The following is an 18,281-nucleotide window of genomic DNA, read 5'->3' on the forward strand; positions in this document are numbered from 1 at the left end:
CATATTTTACCGATACTAAAAAAGCAAAGAGAGGATGATCTCTTTGTAAAAAGGAGGCTACGGCGATGCGGAACAAAGCTAAAAATTTCCCGAACCTAAACAGCCATAAATTCGAGGGCGAGCCTCGAGCAAAGGCGGAATACGCTTCAAAGCGGGCGGACGGAACAACCAACACGCATCCTCAAGAACGTATGCAAGCTTCAGGCCAAAGAGAATGGTCTAATGAGCCTTAGCACGATTTCCAATTACAATCCGTTTCTTTCATGAAATCCTGCGACTCCCATCCCTTACTATTGGGATGGGAGTCTTTATGTGCGCCCGGCATGTACATGAACTATAGGGTGTAAGTCCCGAACCCCGAAGACAGAAGTAGAGGTTAGCCAAGAGCAAGGGTGTCCGTGGTGACGCGGAATCTGAAGGAAGCTGGAGGCAAAACACCGGTCCGAGGAACACGAACCTCATATAAGGCTAGGTATGATGGAGTGAGTTTGCATAACAAAACAAAGCTCTTTCTGTCGAAGGTCATATCGAGTAAATGAGGCGGATAGATGGTGTGAAAGTGCATGTACTTACCCGGGGAGGTCTGGCGGATAGGTGAAGTACTCTTCATAACCTACTTAGTGATAAGTAGCTGAACCGTCAGAAGTCAGCAGAGGTCATAGTATTAGTTGGTCTAGAACAACTAAGAAGGACCGAACAATGAAGAGAGAATAGCCCTTGGTATTCAGTGAGTCATGATGAACACAGAAAACGTAGTACCTCACTTGAGGGAGGAAGCGGTGAATCCCGTGGGAGACCTCTTGGAGGGTGGAGTGACCACTGGCATAAAGAGAACAGCTATTCACGGAAGTTATAAAGACTTGCGTCAATTATCTTAATTGAACCGCCGTATACGGAACCGTACGTACGGTGGTGTGAGAGGACGGGAGTTAATCGCTCCCTCCTACTCAATTATGCATCCGACTTGCGTCTTAAAAGCGAAATTGGCAAAGCTTCTTCCTGGCCGCTCCCATTCAGACGGTGCCCCCAAGCGAAAACTCCTTTTAAATAGTCGATTTTAAAATAGTTCCCCGGATCTTCTGCAATCTCATATACTTCACCCGGTTTAAAATCATCCGGATTGAGAAGGTAAGCTTCAGCCATGGCCGCCTTCCTCTCCATCACAGCCAATTCATTCACCATTCCCAATTGTTCGGCCTTGCGGGCTTTTTCTTTTAAACGAGAGATTTCCTGTTTTAATTCATATTCGCTCATTTCGCTGTAGCGTTTTTCCACCATTGTCCACCTTCTCCCATACTTTTTTGCTCATAGGTTCATACACCAACACTCATAAAAGAAAGAACCATTTTCAAAGCAGCCTCAAATAGCCCTTTCAATAATTCTTTTTCATTTTACCGCACCTTTGTCTTGAATCGCTAATGATGAAAAAAGATAAAAGAAAATAACGTGTCCAATTATAAGAAAATGTCAATTGCCGTGGTGCTAGTATTTTTCTCAAGAATGGATTCAAGGATAAAAAAGATTGGCTCAGCTTGGTATTCTTTGTCTAAAAATGGACGTTCCAGCAAGCAAAGAAGCGGAACAATTTTCAAATAAAATCATTCTTTTCCTTGAACTGCTCGACCGCTTGCTGAATGTCTTCCATTGAAAATCCTTTTCGATACAAATATTGCTGAACTTTTCGAAAACGCTCGTTCCCGCTTTCGCTCCGATAGCGTCTAAATGCCTTTTCCGTCTGGTAAAACAGCGCTTCTTTTTCGTTTTCCTCGTCTTTTTGTATATTGTCAGCGATCGCTTCGGAAATGACCTCACTGGAAAATCCTTTACGCCTTAAAAGCTGAATCGCTTTTTGCTTTTTTTGAAGAAAAGCTTCATTAGAATTCCGTTGAAATACTTTTCCGATCAGTTTTGTTGCTTTGTTTACTTGCTCCTCTTTTCCATATAGCTCCAGCACTTGTTCCACAATACTCTGATCCACGCCTTTTTGCGCCAGTTCCCCCGCCACCACAATCGGCCCTTTATCTGTTGTCTTCATTTGAGTTTGGACATAGGCCTTGGCAAAATCGCGATCATCAAGATAATGTTGTACATACAGCTTTTGGACCACGAGATCAATGACCTCGTCGTTGTATTCTTTTTTTCGCAAAAATTCTCGAATTTCTTTCTCGGTTCTCATTCTTTTTGCCAAATAATAGACCGAATCTTTGTAGCCTTTTCGAACCTCATCCGCATGCAAAATTTCAGCAACGTCCTCTTCCTCTAGCTCCATCCCTTTTTTTAGTCGGAAACGTGCCAAAACGGCCTCATCCACACTAAAGGCAAAGGCTTCATTGATAAAAATATTGTACCGCTCTTTGTTATTTTGCTGGACGGATATTTTCGTAATCACCTTCACTCTGATTTCACCTCTTTACGCCTCTGTATAACATTATAAATTTTTTGCTTTGTTGTAAAAACCCTTGGTATGACTCTCAAGAAAAAGGAAAACATAAGAATAAACAATATTTTCCACGAAAGGATGATCCGATTTGGATAAGAGAAAGCAAAATAAAATAAAAAGCACACTTTCACGCGCTCAAGAAATTTCCTATGCACGCGATTTTAAAATGGCAGACCGCGCCGGCGGATTTACGAAAAAAGAGCGATAATATTTATTGCTAAAAAATGAAACTTGGCAAAAACAATCGGGCATTGCGGCAAATTTCCTTTCTACTTAAAAGCTAAAGGGGACACCTGGATAAAAAGAACCCATTCGGAAAAAGTATAAATGCGGAGCTTATTGCCGCCACTTTTACGAAAGGGGTTTTCGAAATGGGCCGCGCACATAGTCAAAAAACAAGAGACAAAAATAAACAAAAGCTTCCTCAAGTTCCGAAAAACTTGAAAACAGATGGCAGAGATGTGGAGTATTCACAAGAATTGGCGGATCACGCTGACTTGGAAGCACAGTCACGATCCGAAGCCGCTGATCAAAGGGTAAACTCACAAAAGCGGAAATTATAATCGAGTAGGAGGGGGTGATTAACCCCATACCCGTCAAGTTAGCGGTATAAAATTTTTTAGGATGATACGCATGTTCGAAAAATCAATCAAAGGATGAAGAGAAAACCAAATGCTGGGCATGCCAAATAACCCTCAAGAAGAGGGTTATTTGGCATTTATATCCATGACCCACACTACCATATCCCCAATTTCTTTAAAAGATCCGATACCGTTTCCTCTCCTTTCCTTCGGTCTTTCCTCGCGTGTTTCCTTAACAGAGACAGGAGAGATGGAAGGGCGGTTTCCATCGCTTGGGGATGCAAAAGAAACCGATGCCAATACGATTGGAGGATATTAAGCGCTTTCCATTCACTGATCTCGATTCCCTCCCGTTGATGCCAATACCTTCGGGCTTGGAACAGAAGAGTCTGCGTGACTAAAATGGCAATCAATGTCCCATATAAGTGGCATTCGAATCGTTCCTTCTTCATCTTTTTGACACGGTCAAGATCAAATAAGGATTTCCAGCCCTTAAATAACAGCTCCACTTGCCAGCGCAGCGAATACAGCTCATAAACTTGTTGCGCATCAAACGATTCTTGTGGTAAATTGGTCAGTAAGATGTGATATTTCTTTTGTTCAAGGGTTTGGCGTGACAGCGCCTTCCCTTTCTTTTTTTCCTTTTTCCGCACGTACGCCAGCCGTTTTTCCCATTCTTCCGCCGTGAGACGGCGAAAAATCAGACGCGGAACATACAGGCGTTGGTGTCCGATATACACGTGTTCCACTTCCACGGCTTCCCCCTCGCCCAATCGATTTCCTATCGATTCCCAATCCCATTCGTGCCACTCCCCGTCCTGCTTGATATAGACTTTGATATCGGAACGCAACCGGGTAATATAATAAGCACCTCGAGCATCAATCTCCGCCAGCGTGGCGAGTGAAAAAAACCCCAGATCCCGAATGCAAAGGTCATTCGGTAAAATCGTGTGCTGGGTATGATAAGCAAAACGGGCATCGGAATCATTGGCCTGTTGGACGCACAGCTGAAGACAGGTTCCCGATAACAGCTCATACTCAAATTGGATTTTGGCGCCAGATGAAACCGAACCTTGATAGTCCTCACCATAGTCGGTCGGAAGTAAAAAACTGGTAGAGTCTAAGATCCGCAGACGGGTGAAACAAGCGCGATACGTTTCGGTGATGGAAGAGAGTGCCGGACGTTGATGCATCAGGAGAGTAAAAAAGACCTCTTTTAAAAACGCCACGGCACGAGGCGTAAACCGCTGATTCAGTCCTTCATTCGAGAGAGAGCAATCATGCCAGAGCGCCAAATCGGCACACAACCGCTGAAGCGACTGACAGGCGAGCGATCCGTCTCCCCAAGCACATAGCGTCAGAAAGGCTTCCGCTGTTAATGAACGCTGCCGCTGAATGAATCCGACTTTCCGTGCCAGACGAGTCAGTTCTTCATAGGAGAAGAGTTGACGAATCGTTTTTATCCATGCCTTCATCTTTTTTGCCATCAAAAAATAATCCTTTCCAACGATGATTTTCGTTAGAAAGGATACCATGTTTTTGGCGCTGAAAAAAGATCAAATTCTTAACTTGATGGCTATGGTGATTAACCCCCGTCCTCTCACACCACCGTACGTACGGTTCCGTATACGGCGGTTCAATCAAGATAAATGACGCAAGAATTCATAACGTTTCTGTAGACTTTTAAGCCCTTGGTTACTCCAATAGGAGTTTCCAAGGGTTCTGTGTAATATGGGACTTTTTGAGATTCGCCAATAACCTTTGCGACTGTTCCCCCATTCATAAGCTTTCCATTCAGGAACTCCTAGTTTTATGAGGTTGCGTATCCTGGTCTTTGAGGTCTTCCAGTTTTTCCATAAACACATCCGGAGTCTTCGTCGAATCCAGCCATCCAAATCTTCAAAGATACTCTTTGTGTCTGCTAATGCAAAATATCCACACCATCCAAGTAGATATTGGTTAAGTTTCTTAATCCGATATTCCATTGGGTATGGTATTTTTCTTGACGTGATTTCTCGCACCTTTTTCTTCATTCGTTTTAGACTTTGCTTGGCAATCCGAACTTTTGGCTCTTTTGAAGGTGTAAAACTAAATCCTAGAAACTTTCGTTTCCATGGTCGGTCAACCGCAGATTTCTTCTCGTTGACTTTTAGACGAAGTTTTCCCTCAATAAATCGTTTGACACTAGCCATGGTTCTTTCACCAGCCCGTTTTGACTTCACGTAAATATTACAGTCATCGGCATAACGAACAAATTTATGCCCTCTTTTCTCTAATTCTTTGTCTAGTTCATCTATATAACTGTAGATGAGCAAATTCGCTAACATAAATTTACAACCAAACAAAAAAAGAGACATGAACCCGATTCCTTGATTAGAATAGATGTGTCACCAAAACTATTCACAAGGAGGTTCATGTCTCATGAATAGATTAGCACATCATCAAGGAATCCACAAGTTTTTCACGATGTTGGGGTTGGCACTTTATTTTTCAAAACCTGTCATGAAGCATCTCGTTCATATCGTGGATGCGCTGACCACCAAAGGATTTGCGGGAACATTGACCGATCTTCATCATTGGAGCTTTCATCCGAACCACCGCACGACACTCAGCCATTTTTTCACGAAAAGCCCTTGGGATGAAGAGACGCTGCTTCGCAAACTTCAACAGTGGATGCTTCGTCGTGTCGAACGCATCGCCAAACAGGAGAATCAACCCCTTTTTGTTTCGATCGATGATACGATTTGCCAAAAAACCAAGCCTTCGTCACAGGCAACGCACGCCATTCAAGGGTGTGATTGGCACTATTCTCACACAGAGAAAAAGTCGATCTGGGGACATTCTCTCGTTTGGCTCATGGTTCATACGATGACCCAGGCTTTTCCCTTTGCGTTCCGCCTCTACGACAAGGCGGCTGGGAAAAGCAAGGGGGAACTCGCGATCGAGATGCTTTCTTCTTTGGATGTACACCGTCCTGTTTATGTGCTGATGGACTCTTGGTATCCATCGCAAACGCTCGTGGAAGCTTGTCTGAAAAAGGGATTCCACGTAATCGCAATGCTCAAGGCCAATCGGCTTCTTTATCCAAAAGGCATTGCGGTTCAGGTGAGGGAGTTTGCCCGCTACATCGAACCGAAAGACACTCACCTCGTCACGGTGGGAGAAGAGTGTTATCGGGTTTATCGCTACGAAGGCTCTCTCAAAGGTCTCGATGATGCCGTGGTGCTGCTCGCTTGGAAAGCCGATCAGCCGATGACATCGGAACATCTTCACTGCGTCTTGAGCACCGACCGGGATCTAAGCGATGAAGAGATCTTGCGCTACTATGCCCAGCGTTGGTCGATCGAATGTTTTTTCCGTCAAGCGAAAGACCAGCTGAAACTCGATGGATACCGCGTTCGCGGACGTCGGGCGGTGAAACGCTACTGGATCTTGGTGCAGCTTGCTTACGTGTACAGCATGTTCGAGTCGAACAGCGATTTTTCTGATGGGCTCGATCTTCTGCGCAAGAGAAAAGGACATAGCCTCGTGGAGTTCATTTACCGTGCAGCGAAACAAAATATTCCCATTGATACCGTGAAAAAACAGCTCCACGTGGCATAAGGGGTACCCTGTTTGTCTCTTTTACATGGTAATTATTGTAATTAAAATTGCTCAACTACAGTATATAAGTTGAATTAAAGATTTACAACTGAACACACAAACGATCGATCGTTTGTTCTGGTTTCTGGTTGATTCGCTGAATAAAGGCTTGGACATTCTTTCTAATTTCTTGCACACTCGAATAGAACACGTTGTAAATCACGTCTGATTTCAGCCATTTCCATAGCCCTTCAATCAAGTTCAATTGCGGACTGTATGGTGGCAAAAAGACGAGCTCTAACCGATCTTCGTGTTCTTTTAAAAATGGCTGAATGAGTTTGGCATGGTGAATTCGAGCGTTATCTAAAATCATCACTATTTTGCCTGTGGGATAGCGTTCTAACACAAGTTGAAGAAATCGAAGAAATGTTTCCGCGTCATAGCATTCTTCTTCGATGCAAAACACTTCCCCTGTTTCGTAGTTCAACGTGCCAATCAGCTTCAGCCCTTGATGTTTTCCAAACGTCGGAATGATTCGTTGTTTTCCTTTGACAAACCATGTTTTTTGAATCGCTTGGTAATCACGAATCATCGACTCATCTTGAAAGAGGACATGGGCGATGTTCCCATCTACCAGTTTTTTTTTACTTCAGGGAAGGTGATTTCGACGAATTCTTTTTGTTTCTCTTCATCGGCATTGGCTAGTGTATAGGTCGGTTTCGTATAGCTTAGCCCTAACCGATGCAGAATGTCACTTGTTCCGCGAAGCGTGTATGTTGGCCCCCACTTTTGTTGAATGAGTTCAGCGATTATCGCAAGCGTCCAATTATATTTTGCTTCGAATCCCACATCTACGGGGAGCTGATGTTCAATGATCAAAGCCAGCTCTTTTTCCTGCTCAGGGGTCAATCGACGTGGGGCGCCAGGTGAGTATTTCATCTCCAGTCCATCAAGACCGCGCTGGGCGTAGGCATGAATATAGTTATAAATAGTTTTCTTGGATCGACCAATAATCGTTGCGATTTCTCCTTTGGTATATCCCTGCAAATGAAGATAAATCGCTTGGTAGCGTTCATATGCTCGTTTACTTTTTGCTTCTTTCATGGCAGTGGACAACTTTTCGATCTCGTCTTTGTGATTTGGCATCATATTTTCTCTCCGTTCCCCTATTTTCTCTTTGTATTTATTCGCCGTGGAACGGGAGAAAACCTTTATTTCAATTTATATAGTACAATATTCGAAAGTAAAGGGCTTAGGGGGCCACCTTGCGGCGTCCCTTCTTCTGTCCTAGATACCACACCATTAATCATGACACCAGCTTGTAGATATTTGCGGATTAGCTTCAATAGTGGCTTTTCTTTAATAGTCTTGGCTAATGTACTCATCAGCCTGTCATGATTCACTCGATCGAAGAACTTTTCTAAATCCATGTCTACTACCCATCTATAACCATCTCTGATATAGCCTTTTGCTTTCCTAACTGCGTCATGAGCACTTCGATTTGAACGAAACCCATAACTATGTTCGGAGAACATAGGGTCATATATCCTCGATAATACTTGGGCAATTGCTTGTTGAATCAAACGGTCTGTTACGGTTGGAATACCTAGTAACCGAACACCGCCATCAGGTTTCGGGATTTCGACTCTTCGAACAGGCATTGGTTCATAGGTACCCTTGAGAATTGCTTCTTTAATGGATATCCAGTTTTCGACTATGTGCTGACGTAGGTTTTGTACGGGCATCATATCTACTCCATGGCTACCTTTGTTCTTTTCTACTCTTTGTAAAGCTAAAAGCATATTCTCCCGTGACAGGATTTGATTCAAAAGCATTGTTATTCTTCCTTCCGTGAATAGCTTATCTTCTTATGCCAGTGGTCACTCCACCCTCCAAGAGGTCCCCCACGGGATTCACCGTTTCCTTCCTCAAGTGAGGTACTACGTTTTCTGTGTTCAACATGACACACTGAATGCAAAGGGCTATTCTCTCTTAATTGTTCAGTCCTTCCGAATTGTTCTAGACCAATTCGTACTATGACCTCTGCTGACTTCTGATGGCTCAGCTACTTATCACTAAGTAGGTTATGAAGGCTACTTCACGTATCCATCAGACCTCCCCGGGTAAGAGTGTAATCTTTCCTTCCATCCATCTGCTTCATTTACTCTGTATCACCTTCGGCAGAAAGGGCTTTGTTTTGTTGTGCAAACTCACCCAGTGATACCTAGCCTCATATGAAGTTCGTGTTCCTCAGATCGGAAGTTTGCCGCCCGCTTCCTTCAGATTCTGCGTCACCACGGACACCCTTGCGTTAAGCTAACTGCTACTTCTGCCTTCGCAGCTCGGGACTTTCACCCTATAGATTACACCCATGCCGGGCGCACACAAAAAGCACCAGTCCATCCCGACTGGTGCTCTTCAAAATAATATCCACAATATGATTGTGTATATTGTGGATATTCATAATTTTCTTTATATTAAAATTATTCAACTGGTAAAACAAGACATCTCCAATTCCTTTAATCCCGCTTTTTTTCACGCATGATTTCTGCTTCCATTTGAGCATAATTAGTGATTTTAGGATAACCGTTTTTTTGCTTTGCCTGGTTGTTGCGCTGCGCGTTGGCATTTCCGGCCTTTGTTTTTCCCATATGATCATTCCCCCCTTTTTTATTTTTTCCTTTTTTGAACGAAATATGCTGAACGGTTTTGTCTCAACAAACATCAACAGCTGCTTTCCTTTTTTCAAAAGCAGCCAAAATAATGGAGCGATCCACCACAACGAAAAATCCGCTCTTATTCGTCACGGGTTCGTTTTCTTTTTTTATCTTCGACATAAGGTTCTCGTTCAAAAGGATGGAGATCGCCGAAAGTAGTCATGATTCCTTCCTCGTCAAGAGCTTCTTCGAATATCTCATGTTGATCATTTGGGTACACCTTGATCCCTTTTCCAACAATATTATTTCCGATAAAATTCTCATAATCTTCTACATATCCAACATTTTCTTCCGACTCAATATACATATCATTATAATGAAGCGGAGATTCAATAAAATCCGACGGCGTTTCTGAAGTTCCCCATTCCGCCACTGCTTGCCAAGAATCTTCCGAATCAAAAGCAACCGATTCATCTCGATCGTCACCATCAAATTTCCCGAATGGAGGCGTTAATACTTCTTCTTCCACCGGACGAGAACGTGATATTTCCTGATCCGGTGAATGTTCTTTACATGTGGTTGCGGTTATGAGTGCATCCAGTCGTTCATACGGTATCTCTTTTCCGCATTTCTCACATATTCCATACGTTCCATTCTCTATGGCATCAAGCGCGCGACGAATATTCCGCCATTCGAGTCGGGAATGCTCGTCCAGCGCCAAATCTTTTTCCCTTTCAAAAAGCTCTGTACCTTCATCCCCAGGGTGGTTATCATAGCTGGACAGTTCGCCCACCGAACTGTGAGGATGCCCGCTTTCTAGATTATAACGATCGTTCATTTGTAACCTTTTTTCTAAATCCTTTTTTGCATCTAACAGCCGCCCCCGAAAATCGGTAATTTGGTCTTGTGATAGCATCCCTTCCACTCCTTTCTTCTTTCCGTAGTATGCAACCAATCCAGAAAAACATTCATCCCCGGAATGAGAATCCATCATGATGGATCATCCGCATTTTGAATCCATTACCTATGTAACCTTCTCTTGTTTCCAGCTGCAGCTTTTTATTCTGCACTGCATTGGTACAATCTCTTGTTGAAAATTTCATTTCTTATCCAATTCGAAAAAAACTTGGCAAAATAATACCCCCTGATAGAAAGCAAACGTTCAACACGAAAACTTCAACGGCCCGTATCTGTCGATGAACAGATCGGGCCGTTCTTGATTATGACGATGATAAAACTCCAGCTTTTTGCAATATTTTTTTCAGTTCTTCCTTTTTAAGCGGATCAAGTGGTCGGGCAGGCGGCAAAACATACGTTGAAACATTGATGCCTCTCAGTGCAATCGCCTCTTTCACTACATTGACAAACGGCGAATCCAGTTTATACAAAAGAGGCAAGTAAGCCAAGCGCTGGTGGAGCTTTAAGGCCGTTTCCATTTCTCCATTTTGAAACGCTTGATAAATGCCTAGCGATAATTCCGGTGCAAAATTGACACTTGAAGCAATCGATCCATCTCCACCTAAAAATAATGTATTCAATAAAAGAAACATTCCCTTCAAAACCGCTTTTGAAGGGAATGTTTTATTATATTTTCTTTAAATCTTCATTCATTCGTTTTGCCAAGTTTTTGTAATATAAATAGTAGCTGACCCAAATGACTATATAGATGGCTATAAAAATAGCTGCTGAAATCAAGATGCTTTTTATATCAAAGGGGAGCCATCCAATTCCTAAGGACAAGCTAAAATACAGCACGATGATGGTAATAAAATGCAAAGCCGTTTGCTGCGAAAGACGGAGTGATTTTATTTCAAAATAAAGCGGAGATACGGTAAAAAACCATCCACAAAATATGGAGCCCAGCGAGTTTTTAATAAAAATTTCACCATCAATAACTTGTATATGACCGAAATAAATGATACAGCCGGTGACCATGACGGACACAAAGGAACCGATCAATATTCCAATGATGCTTCTGTATAAAAAAGCTTTCATTCTTTTTTCCCCCTGTTCATTTTTAATGCTTTTTTAATTGCTTGGACATAATGCCGCGAAACATACTCTTTCTCTCCTGATTTAAAATAAACGCATAGAGTGCCGTTGAACGATGCTTCAAATCGACTCAACTCATGGAGATTGGCAATAACGGACTTAGAAATGCGAACAAATTTGTTAGAGGGAAGCAATTTTTCGAGCTCATACAGCTTTTCCTTCAATTTAAATGTTCCTTTAGCTGTGACAGCCTGAACAAAATCTCCTTCTGTACGAAAAAAATGAACTTCATTTGGCTTTAAAATATAATTCATATCCCCATTCTTACCCACGATAAATTCCGTTTCCATTCCTTTTAAGAAATCAAGAATTTCTTTAATTGTGTCATCGACTTCTTTACAGTGAATGGTCACGGTCGTCTCATCGTAGTCATTGTCAATATCTAAAGACACTTTCATTCCCCCATCCTCCTTCTATACATACATTTCTTGCTACTTAAATTGTATTCGTCCTTTCAATGGCTGTCTTCATAATAAAGCTAAAAGGTCATTTTCCAATGCTATCCGGCAAAAATCGTCCTGTCAGATGCATTCTTATGAGAAAATTATTTATTCCAAAAGAGAATCTCTAACTTATAAAGAACATGTTGTAAAACACTTAATCCATACATTCATACATAAAAAAATCCATCACCTCGGAAATACCTAAAATAGATCTCCAAGGGATGGAAACAATCACTGGAACAGCAGATATTCTGGTTTTATGAATTCGATCCACACTTCCAGCAAACTTGTAATCAATCATTTAAAACGTTTTCGTTTTGATTAAACAATCACAACATATAAAGTTTTTCACTCTTTTTATATCGAGATATCCTTAAAGAGTTGAACGAAAATCTAAATAAGATTGATTCTCTTTGCCCATCATTGACGGATTAGTAGCAACAACCGCAATCAAAAAATATTCGCATAAACTTGGAACCACATCCTCAATAAATATGAACTAGATTAGGAGATTACTAACAGCCAAACAAAGTTATTAATATCATCACTTTCAACCAACTCTTATTATTCTTTCATTATTTTAAGTTTAGTACCTGCTTCGATTTTGGGTAATTCTTTTTGTTCTAAATGTAATGTTCCCAACAATTGAGGATTTGTAGAACCATCAAACTTTAAAGTAATGTGACCTAACCTACTAAGGTTTTGACAGACTACATCGCCTACAGACGTAATGGTGAATTTTTCATCATCAATATACAGTACGTCCCCCGCTTGAATTTCTTCTTTTACTTCCACAACATCAATGACAAAACAATAATCTTTAAGTTCATCCGGTGCACTGTCACCAAACAAGATCAACATTTTTTCTGAAAAAAATTCTTTCGCCATTGGACCAACACTTTTAATGGTGTTTTCGTAAATTTTTTTCATACGATCCGGCACTAGCATTAATCCGTGCCGCCAACCTCCTATATCTTTCTTTTATATTTCTTTAAAAATTATTCCATATACTAGCTCATCAATGGAAAAATGATTAAGGATTAAGAATACAAACCAAAACTTGCTAGCCAGGCTAAAAATACACGCGGTACTCCTGTTAAAAATCGAGAGTACAGTACTGAGGGCACCCCTACCTCTACTGTTTCCGGTTCTGCTTCAGCTAACCCTAGTCCTACGGGAATAAAATCGCAAGCGTTCTGTGTGTTAATGGCAAATAAAGCCGGCAGTGCTAAATTTGGCGGAATATTGCCTTTGGCAATTTCTACACCAATCAATGTACCGATAACTTGTGCGATAACTGCTCCAGGACCAAGTAAAGGCGACAAAAACGGTAGAGAACAAATAAAACCGATAATGATAAGCCCCCAGATATTACCTGCCAGAGGAGACATCATGTTTGCAAACCAATTGCCAACCCCTGATCCTTGGATAATGCCAATTAACAGAGATACAAACGCCATAAATGGAATGATAGAGGTAATGAGTGTTTGAACGGCATCACGACCCGCCTGATAAAAAGTATTAATAACTCTACCTACCCCTAATCCAATTTTGGTTAACAAACTTTTATTTTCTTCCAATGCTTTTGTTTCCGAAATTTTCTTATCCGTACTATATTTGTATTTTTTCTCTTCTGGCTGTTCTAATTGTTCCTGCGGAAGCTCTTTCATCTTCTCCTCGACAGGCTGGATTTCTTTTAGTCCAACTGCCGATACATAAATGTCTTCCGTAATATATTTTGCTAAAGGTCCACTTTTGCCTGTTGGCATAATATTAATTGTTGGGATCCTTTTTTGTGGATAAATTCCACAACGAAGTGTGCCGCCGCAATCAATGATGACTACAGCCATTTCTTCTTCTGGAACAGTGGTATTAAAACCATTAACCGGTTCTGCGCCTGTTAACTCAGCGATTTTATCTACAATGTCTGGTTTAGTCCCTCCGCCTGTAATATAAACAATTTTATTTCTAGTTTCAGTTGGTGTGATAATAAGCGGCCCGCCAAATCCGCCATTTCCTCTTACCACTTTAATCGATCTATATTTTTTATGAGATGGATGCTTTTCTGTTGACTGATAATCGGCCATGGGAAAACCCTCTCCTTTTTTCATACGTTTTATTCATTGTAGTTTGATTTCATCGCTTAATTTCATATTTTGCTGCTTGGATACCCATGCAGTTGTAAAATCCGTTACCCAACCAGATATAAAATTGGCAACTAAACCTACCAATAAATAGCGAACAGCTAATTCCGTTGTACTTAATCCTAATTTCTCGATGCCGGCTGCAATACCTAAGTAAACAAATAGTTCACCCGGATTTATATGAGGGAACAAACCGTTGTTAGTATGATTAAAATAAGCAGCGGATGCGTAATAACTTGGTTTATATTTCTCAGGCAGAAAACGACCAAGTGACAATGACATTGGATTTCCTAACATAAAAGTCCCAAAGAATGGAAGTACCATATAACGAGTTATAGGATTCTTTCCGGATTTTTTCGCCAACCAATTTACTCTTTCTTCACCAATTAAACGAATTAATGTATTCATAGCTACTAATAAAAGCAAGACGACAGGAATGATATTGGTCATCCATGAAGTAAAAGTTTGCGCACCTGTTTTAAAAAGATTCATAAATCCTTCAGCAAATTTAACTAAAAACTCCATTTGATTCACCCCACATTATTTTTTTCCATCAAGAGATTTTCCGCTTTTGTAATGATTCGTCTGTAAGCGTTCATCTTTTCTGGTATTTCTCCCCCATTCATGATGATTTTGTAATTTTTGATGGCATCTTCAATAGCAACACGTACTAATTTATTAAAATGATTTAAATCACTGCTATTGATAGATAAAATATTTTCATTCTCAAATCCTTGCAATTTTTTGAATTTAGCAAATACGGTGATACCTTGCAATTTTTTCACATCAAGGATATCTCCCTTATTGTTAACCGCAAATAAAACAATCGTACCTGCTCTAAATTTTCCTGGTCTTCTTCCAATCGCTACCTTTCCTTTGCGCCGTAATTCTACATATGTCTTTGCAAAATTTCGAATTTGAAAATATCCAAGTACCAACTGGATCAAAAATGCAGTTGCCATGAACAACATTATGATAAACACTTCTTTACCATCCCCTTACGTTATGCTCAAGTAATCGGGATATTTCCGTATAGCTTTTTGACATCGCCAGTCCATTTATTAATTTTTGATCACCCGCAATAGCAATAATTTCATCATAGACTTTGACTAATAAACTTGAATCTTGTTTCATATGTTGAGGTACCCCAAGTAAAAAAATTAATTTAATCTCTTTACCAGAAACCGTTTTCAAAGGATAGCCAAAGACCCCTAATGATAAAATGATCTCCTCCGTTGCATAATTCAGAGTGTGAGGGAGTGCGATATAACTATCAAATATAGTTGTTCCCTTTTCCTCCCGTTCTTTAAGGCGTTTTTTAAATTCCACATCCACGTAGCCTTTTTCATATAAGCTGTCAACTATAACGCAAATATTTTCCCAGTAATCCTTATTGTGATCTAGTATAAAAAATCGATCTTCATCCATGAGTGCACTAAGTATTGAATGTTGTAACTTAACCCGAGGCAGATTATATTTTTTATAAAGAGCGACTTTCTCCACTTCCTTTGCCACAAAAGCTTCATCAAAAATTTCACTTACTTGAATTAAAGGCTGCTCTAATGGAAATGGTATATTAACTGTGGAAAACACTAGATCATAATCAGATAAAATTTCTTTCGTTATTTCATTATCTGAAAATAAATCAATCGATACATGATTTCCAATCACTCTCTGTAATTGAATAACAACTATACGTGCCGTTCCTCTTCCAGTACCGCAAACCACCGCTACTTTCCGCAAGTACTTTTCTCTATTTTCGTTTTCTCCTATGAATACTCCAAAATATAAAGCTAAATACCCAAGTTCATCCTCTGAAACTGAAATATCATACTTTTCTTCAATCACTTTCCCCGCCACTTCGGCCATTTTATAGGCAACCGGATATTTCCTTTTGATATCTCCCAACAAAGGATTTTTTAAGCGAATGTCGAATATCAAACGGTTTATCATGAACGTCAAGTGATATTCGATATCTTTCATCAAAGTCTGATTATTTAGCTTAATATTCAGCTCTGAATCAAGTCTCTCAATAATGAAACTCATTAATGCTTTAATTTCCTCAGTAATGGTGATCTCTGCCATAGACTTGGTATTCGCCGGTGTTCTTCTACCCACTATTGGTAATGTGATAAAAATAATTTCCGGTACAGGTATAGCAATGTTCAGCTCTGCCTCTATTAAGTCAGCCATTTTTTTGGCTATCTTAAACTCTTTTGTCTCTAATAATTTGTAATACTTCTCATTAATGTGATCCAGTGGATGTTCGGTTAATAACCGATCTAACATCAACGTAACGAATTTTAAAATCATTTCCTGCGAAGAAGATTCGATCGCATAACTCTGAGATGTTTGTAAAACAATCTCCTTGATCTCTTTATCAAGAGGATAATCACTGTACAAATAGTCGTAAATATTTTCTATAACAAAAAGCCGTAAATTCAGTTCTTCACCACTTAAATACAAACCTTTATTTTGCTTTCCAATAATTTTTAATTGATATGGATTCAATACCGCAGCAGCTTTTTTCAGATCATTAATCAATGTCGTTCTGCCAATATTCATTTTGAACGCTAATTCATCAATCGTGTTGTTGCTATCTTCTGTCATTAAATGCTGGATAATAAAAGCTAGGCGTTTTTGAAGTGTATCCATGATGTATAATTGTTGAGAAATTTTTTTGAATCTCTCTTCAAATTTTGCGTGATCTTCTATATATAAATAGAACCCTTTTCCTCTCATGTTCTTGAAATAAGCAATCCCTTTTAAATCTTTATTTATTTGTTTAATATAGTTTCGAACAGTCCTCGTACTTACTCCAAGCTTTTGTGCCAAAGAATCAAGTGAGTAATATTGTTTTTTCACTCCTAAACAGAGGATTTGATATATCTTGTCTTCCGCATAACAATCCACCATTACATCCCACCTTTGATAAGTGGAATCAAAAGTCATCGCAAATAAAACGATCTATCCCCGGGACTTGCCTCCAGTAATGTTTATGGTCGTCCCAGTAATGTAGCTTGCTCGATCTGAAGCAAGGAAACACACTAAGTCAGCTATTTCATCTAGTTTACCAACTCGACCAAGCGGAATAGATTTGGCATAGTCTGTTTCTAGATCATCCACGGTCACTCCGCGAGTGTATGCGAGCGCCTGATTATATTCAAAATTGGTTAAACCCGTCTTTTCGTTAATACCAGGTGCGACACCAACGACTCGGATATTAAATTTTCCTAATTCTTTTGCCCAAGAACGAGTAAAACCATTTAAAGCACCTTTTGTTGCCGAATAACAGCTCTGGCCGGCCGAACCTTCCATGCCCGCTTCGGATGAAATGTTAATTATAACCCCTTTATTGTGCTTCAACATCTCCCTTACAACTGCCTGTGCACAGAGAAAAGGGCCTTTTTGGTTAACAGCTACCATAAAATCAAAATCTTTTTCGCTTAATTCATACTTACTGTTTTCTCCACGATAATCCACTAAGAGGCGCGGTAAATTCCCTCCTGCATTATTAACCAAAATGTCTATCTTTCCAAACATTTCAATCGTCTTTAAAACCATTGCTTGAACACTTTGTTTGTTTGTGACATCACATTGAATGTGATAAATTCCATTTTCTTGTTTACCTGTTTCAACATTTACATCACAAACAACCACTTGAGCACCGTTATGAACGAGTTGATTTGCAATATGAAGTCCAATACCTGATGCTCCTCCTGTCACTATTGCTACCTTTCCTTCCAATTCCAGCCATGATCTCATCATCACATTGCCCCCCGTTTCAATCACAACTTTGAAAACGCAATCATTTTTCTTTTCAGATTTATAATATATTTTTTTAATAGAAAATTAATACATAGTTTTTCACTTTAAGTGCAAAAAGGTGTATGAATGAAGGGAGCATTCTATATAAAAGATTTTTGTCCTGATTTTGTCTTAACGGTTGGCAACAGAAAAAAATGTTCCTTGCGAGCGCTCACACTCACTTCAGCAAAATCTAATCGTATCAAATAACTTTGCATTTCAAAAAAAATGGGCGAAACTCGCCGTATTGTCTAACTAATTTAGAATGAAAGGGGAATTTAAAGTTAGAGAAGGGAAAGTACTTTAAACGATAGGGAAAGGAAAGTGTCAATATATTAAAAGAATAGGACCATAAATGATGCTTGATTTTAAACATGAATGATCTGCCAGTCATCCCATTGGAAGTTAAAAGATAAATGCCTTGAATGTTTTTTCTGCAATTCTTTCTCTAAAAATTGGAGAAGTTTAGAGCCACAACCTTTTCCTTGTATTTCATGATTGATACATAATTCTGCTAAATAAAAAGTCCTTGATAAGTTGTTTTGCTGTTTCCTGCTATAAAACCAATTGTAGTT

The 18,281-nt window shown here is 40.0% G+C and carries 19 protein-coding genes and 3 pseudogenes; 4 read left to right on the forward strand and 18 right to left on the reverse strand.

From position 1 onward, the window contains the following. Positions 1 to 65: 65 nt before the first annotated feature. Positions 66 to 233 carry a small, acid-soluble spore protein K gene (locus N1I86_RS05170; protein ID WP_048622738.1) on the forward strand — a complete coding sequence of 56 codons (168 nt, stop codon included), beginning with the start codon at positions 66 to 68 and terminating at the stop codon, positions 231 to 233. Between the two features lie 718 nt (positions 234 to 951). On the opposite strand, the gene N1I86_RS05175 is transcribed toward N1I86_RS05170, so the two are convergent. Further along, positions 952 to 1,278, reverse strand: coding sequence for a YfhH family protein (locus tag N1I86_RS05175; protein ID WP_003353800.1), 327 nt, complete (start codon positions 1,276 to 1,278; stop codon positions 952 to 954). A 310-nt stretch (positions 1,279 to 1,588) separates the two neighbouring features. Further along, positions 1,589 to 2,395: a recombination regulator RecX gene (gene recX / locus N1I86_RS05180; protein ID WP_341095261.1), complete on the reverse strand. Its 807-nt coding sequence runs from the start codon at positions 2,393 to 2,395 to the stop codon at positions 1,589 to 1,591. Between the two features lie 133 nt (positions 2,396 to 2,528). Between recX and N1I86_RS05185 the strand changes: the two genes are divergently transcribed. Continuing rightward, complete coding sequence (locus N1I86_RS05185) at positions 2,529 to 2,648, forward strand: YfhE family protein (RefSeq protein WP_082142242.1); 120 nt, start codon at positions 2,529 to 2,531, stop codon at positions 2,646 to 2,648. A 163-nt stretch (positions 2,649 to 2,811) separates the two neighbouring features. Beyond that, positions 2,812 to 3,003, forward strand: coding sequence for a YfhD family protein (locus N1I86_RS05190; protein WP_270584758.1), 192 nt, complete (start codon positions 2,812 to 2,814; stop codon positions 3,001 to 3,003). Positions 3,004 to 3,176: 173 nt separating this feature from the next. On the opposite strand, the gene N1I86_RS05195 is transcribed toward N1I86_RS05190, so the two are convergent. After that, positions 3,177 to 4,508, reverse strand: coding sequence for an IS4 family transposase (locus N1I86_RS05195; protein ID WP_003354357.1), 1,332 nt, complete (start codon positions 4,506 to 4,508; stop codon positions 3,177 to 3,179). Between the two features lie 153 nt (positions 4,509 to 4,661). Continuing rightward, a pseudogene (locus N1I86_RS05200) lies at positions 4,662 to 5,345 on the reverse strand (group II intron maturase-specific domain-containing protein); the annotation flags it as partial. A 97-nt stretch (positions 5,346 to 5,442) separates the two neighbouring features. Between N1I86_RS05200 and N1I86_RS05205 the strand changes: the two are divergent. Continuing rightward, positions 5,443 to 6,624: an IS701 family transposase gene (locus N1I86_RS05205; protein WP_340397586.1), complete on the forward strand. Its 1,182-nt coding sequence runs from the start codon at positions 5,443 to 5,445 to the stop codon at positions 6,622 to 6,624. A gap of 82 nt (positions 6,625 to 6,706) precedes the next feature. On the opposite strand, the gene N1I86_RS05210 is transcribed toward N1I86_RS05205, so the two are convergent. The 14 genes and pseudogenes from N1I86_RS05210 to N1I86_RS16690 all read right to left on the reverse strand — a co-directional run. After that, positions 6,707 to 7,752 (reverse strand): IS630-like element ISBs2 family transposase gene (locus N1I86_RS05210; protein ID WP_076611651.1). Its coding sequence is split into 2 segments (ribosomal slippage): positions 6,707 to 7,246 and positions 7,249 to 7,752, totalling 1,044 coding nucleotides; the frame shifts between segments, so codons are not numbered across the junction. Positions 7,753 to 7,820: 68 nt separating this feature from the next. Beyond that, positions 7,821 to 8,438, reverse strand: a pseudogene (locus N1I86_RS05215) (reverse transcriptase domain-containing protein); the annotation flags it as partial. A gap of 684 nt (positions 8,439 to 9,122) precedes the next feature. After that, complete coding sequence (locus N1I86_RS05220) at positions 9,123 to 9,254, reverse strand: hypothetical protein (RefSeq protein WP_255288016.1); 132 nt, start codon at positions 9,252 to 9,254, stop codon at positions 9,123 to 9,125. A gap of 145 nt (positions 9,255 to 9,399) precedes the next feature. Further along, positions 9,400 to 10,176: a yteA family sporulation protein gene (locus tag N1I86_RS05225; RefSeq protein ID WP_040341562.1), complete on the reverse strand. Its 777-nt coding sequence runs from the start codon at positions 10,174 to 10,176 to the stop codon at positions 9,400 to 9,402. A 304-nt stretch (positions 10,177 to 10,480) separates the two neighbouring features. Continuing rightward, a complete protein-coding gene (locus tag N1I86_RS05230; protein ID WP_327805880.1) occupies positions 10,481 to 10,798 on the reverse strand; it encodes a dihydrodipicolinate synthase family protein in 318 nt (105 codons plus the stop codon). 46 nt (positions 10,799 to 10,844) lie between these two features. Beyond that, complete coding sequence (locus N1I86_RS05235; protein WP_341095267.1) at positions 10,845 to 11,255, reverse strand: DUF3021 domain-containing protein; 411 nt, start codon at positions 11,253 to 11,255, stop codon at positions 10,845 to 10,847. Continuing rightward, the gene (locus tag N1I86_RS05240; protein ID WP_003354722.1) at positions 11,252 to 11,710 is read right to left on the reverse strand and encodes a LytTR family DNA-binding domain-containing protein; all 459 of its coding nucleotides are present in this window, start codon (positions 11,708 to 11,710) and stop codon (positions 11,252 to 11,254) included. Before N1I86_RS05240 ends, N1I86_RS05235 begins: the two co-directional genes overlap by 4 nt. A 609-nt stretch (positions 11,711 to 12,319) precedes the next feature. Then, positions 12,320 to 12,685 (reverse strand): PTS glucitol/sorbitol transporter subunit IIA, encoded by a 366-nt coding sequence (locus tag N1I86_RS05245; protein WP_040341561.1) that lies wholly within the window; start codon positions 12,683 to 12,685, stop codon positions 12,320 to 12,322. A gap of 110 nt (positions 12,686 to 12,795) precedes the next feature. Beyond that, a complete protein-coding gene (gene srlE, locus N1I86_RS05250; RefSeq protein ID WP_003354720.1) occupies positions 12,796 to 13,842 on the reverse strand; it encodes a PTS glucitol/sorbitol transporter subunit IIB in 1,047 nt (348 codons plus the stop codon). A gap of 33 nt (positions 13,843 to 13,875) precedes the next feature. After that, entirely contained in the window at positions 13,876 to 14,424 is a 549-nt protein-coding gene (srlA, locus tag N1I86_RS05255; protein WP_341095272.1) for a PTS glucitol/sorbitol transporter subunit IIC, read from the reverse strand. Between the two features lie 5 nt (positions 14,425 to 14,429). Beyond that, a complete protein-coding gene (locus tag N1I86_RS05260) occupies positions 14,430 to 14,882 on the reverse strand; it encodes a transcriptional regulator GutM (RefSeq protein WP_341095274.1) in 453 nt (150 codons plus the stop codon). A gap of 4 nt (positions 14,883 to 14,886) precedes the next feature. After that, positions 14,887 to 16,815 (reverse strand): BglG family transcription antiterminator, encoded by a 1,929-nt coding sequence (locus N1I86_RS05265; RefSeq protein WP_341095277.1) that lies wholly within the window; start codon positions 16,813 to 16,815, stop codon positions 14,887 to 14,889. Between the two features lie 51 nt (positions 16,816 to 16,866). Beyond that, positions 16,867 to 17,667: an SDR family oxidoreductase gene (locus N1I86_RS05270; RefSeq protein ID WP_147542799.1), complete on the reverse strand. Its 801-nt coding sequence runs from the start codon at positions 17,665 to 17,667 to the stop codon at positions 16,867 to 16,869. Positions 17,668 to 18,074: 407 nt separating this feature from the next. Then, positions 18,075 to 18,227: pseudogene (locus tag N1I86_RS16690) on the reverse strand (GNAT family N-acetyltransferase); the annotation flags it as partial. Positions 18,228 to 18,281: the final 54 nt, after the last annotated feature.

Source organism: Bacillus sp. FSL W8-0116 (genome assembly GCF_038003825.1).
In the GTDB taxonomy this organism is placed as follows: Bacteria; Bacillota; Bacilli; order Bacillales; family DSM-4216; genus Bacillus_O; species Bacillus_O smithii.

Excerpts from the sequence above, each read along its gene's own strand:
- N1I86_RS05170 (WP_048622738.1), top strand. The coding sequence starts at position 66 with ATGCGGAACAAAGCTAAAAATTTCCCGAACCTAAACAGCCATAAATTC.
- N1I86_RS05175 (WP_003353800.1), bottom strand. The coding sequence starts at position 1,278 with ATGGTGGAAAAACGCTACAGCGAAATGAGCGAATATGAATTAAAACAG.
- N1I86_RS05190 (WP_270584758.1), top strand. The coding sequence starts at position 2,812 with ATGGGCCGCGCACATAGTCAAAAAACAAGAGACAAAAATAAACAAAAG.
- N1I86_RS05195 (WP_003354357.1), bottom strand. The coding sequence starts at position 4,508 with ATGGCAAAAAAGATGAAGGCATGGATAAAAACGATTCGTCAACTCTTC.
- N1I86_RS05205 (WP_340397586.1), top strand. The coding sequence starts at position 5,443 with ATGAATAGATTAGCACATCATCAAGGAATCCACAAGTTTTTCACGATG.
- N1I86_RS05220 (WP_255288016.1), bottom strand. The coding sequence starts at position 9,254 with ATGGGAAAAACAAAGGCCGGAAATGCCAACGCGCAGCGCAACAACCAG.
- N1I86_RS05225 (WP_040341562.1), bottom strand. The coding sequence starts at position 10,176 with ATGCTATCACAAGACCAAATTACCGATTTTCGGGGGCGGCTGTTAGAT.
- N1I86_RS05235 (WP_341095267.1), bottom strand. The coding sequence starts at position 11,255 with ATGAAAGCTTTTTTATACAGAAGCATCATTGGAATATTGATCGGTTCC.
- N1I86_RS05240 (WP_003354722.1), bottom strand. The coding sequence starts at position 11,710 with ATGAAAGTGTCTTTAGATATTGACAATGACTACGATGAGACGACCGTG.
- N1I86_RS05245 (WP_040341561.1), bottom strand. The coding sequence starts at position 12,685 with ATGAAAAAAATTTACGAAAACACCATTAAAAGTGTTGGTCCAATGGCG.
- srlE (WP_003354720.1), bottom strand. The coding sequence starts at position 13,842 with ATGGCCGATTATCAGTCAACAGAAAAGCATCCATCTCATAAAAAATAT.
- srlA (WP_341095272.1), bottom strand. The coding sequence starts at position 14,424 with ATGGAGTTTTTAGTTAAATTTGCTGAAGGATTTATGAATCTTTTTAAA.
- N1I86_RS05265 (WP_341095277.1), bottom strand. The coding sequence starts at position 16,815 with ATGGTGGATTGTTATGCGGAAGACAAGATATATCAAATCCTCTGTTTA.
- N1I86_RS05270 (WP_147542799.1), bottom strand. The coding sequence starts at position 17,667 with ATGATGAGATCATGGCTGGAATTGGAAGGAAAGGTAGCAATAGTGACA.